Origin of the sequence: Prevotella sp. MGM2, assembly GCF_002933955.1 — a bacterium.
GTDB lineage: Bacteria > Bacteroidota > Bacteroidia > Bacteroidales > Bacteroidaceae > Alloprevotella.
In genome coordinates this window covers 1-717 of the sequence record NZ_BEWW01000097.1, presented here as the reverse complement: position 1 = coordinate 717, position 717 = coordinate 1, and the positions used below count along the sequence as shown (strand labels likewise).

The window sequence follows — 717 nt, the reverse complement described above, 5'->3', positions numbered from 1 at the left end:
AAAAGTTAAATATGTTAAAGTTGAGGAGCAAAAAAACGCTCCCCAACCTCATATTATTTTTCCGGCCGGCAGCCTACAGGCGCTTCACATCCGACTTGTCGGCATTAACATCGGCAGGCCTGCCTTTATAACGGATTTTAGCACCCGAAGAAGCCTCGGCCGTAATGCTTTTGGCAGCATGGCACTTCAGAGACGAGCCGCTCGAAGCTTGGGCATTGACATCGGAAGCCACGAAATCCGCGGCCTTAACAGAAGAAGCGCTTGAAATGTCATAATGAGCCACGCCGCCACACTTTCCGCGCAAACTTACGGAAGAACCGCTGGAAGAGGACACGTTGGAACTGGTGCAGGAAACATTGTCCAAGTTGACCATACTGCCACTTGAGGTCGAAATGATGAGACTGCGGACAGAGGCATTACCCACCTTCACAGAACTGCCGCTGGATAAATCCATACTAAAACCGGAGGCCCGGACATCTTCAATAGAAATCATGGCGCCGCTCGAAGCCTCCATCAACAAATCGTCATCTACACGCAAGTCTTTATCGACCTTGATGCTGGCGCCGCTAGAAACCGACATTCTGTTGATCTCCGGAGCACTGACATAAACCGTAACGGGATTGCCTGTCATTGTGACCCTTCCCGTTTTTTCAAAGTCCAGCCCCAGCACCAGTTCACCGCCGGAGTTCTTCACCACAAGATAAGGCAATATTTTCT

1 protein-coding gene is annotated in these 717 nt (G+C 50.2%); it reads right to left on the bottom strand.

Annotation, left to right across the window (positions count from 1 at the left end):
• Positions 1–73: 73 nt before the first annotated feature.
• Positions 74–717: GIN domain-containing protein (locus tag C5S62_RS02180; protein ID WP_190311537.1), on the bottom strand; the 644-nt coding region annotated here is incomplete at its 5' end.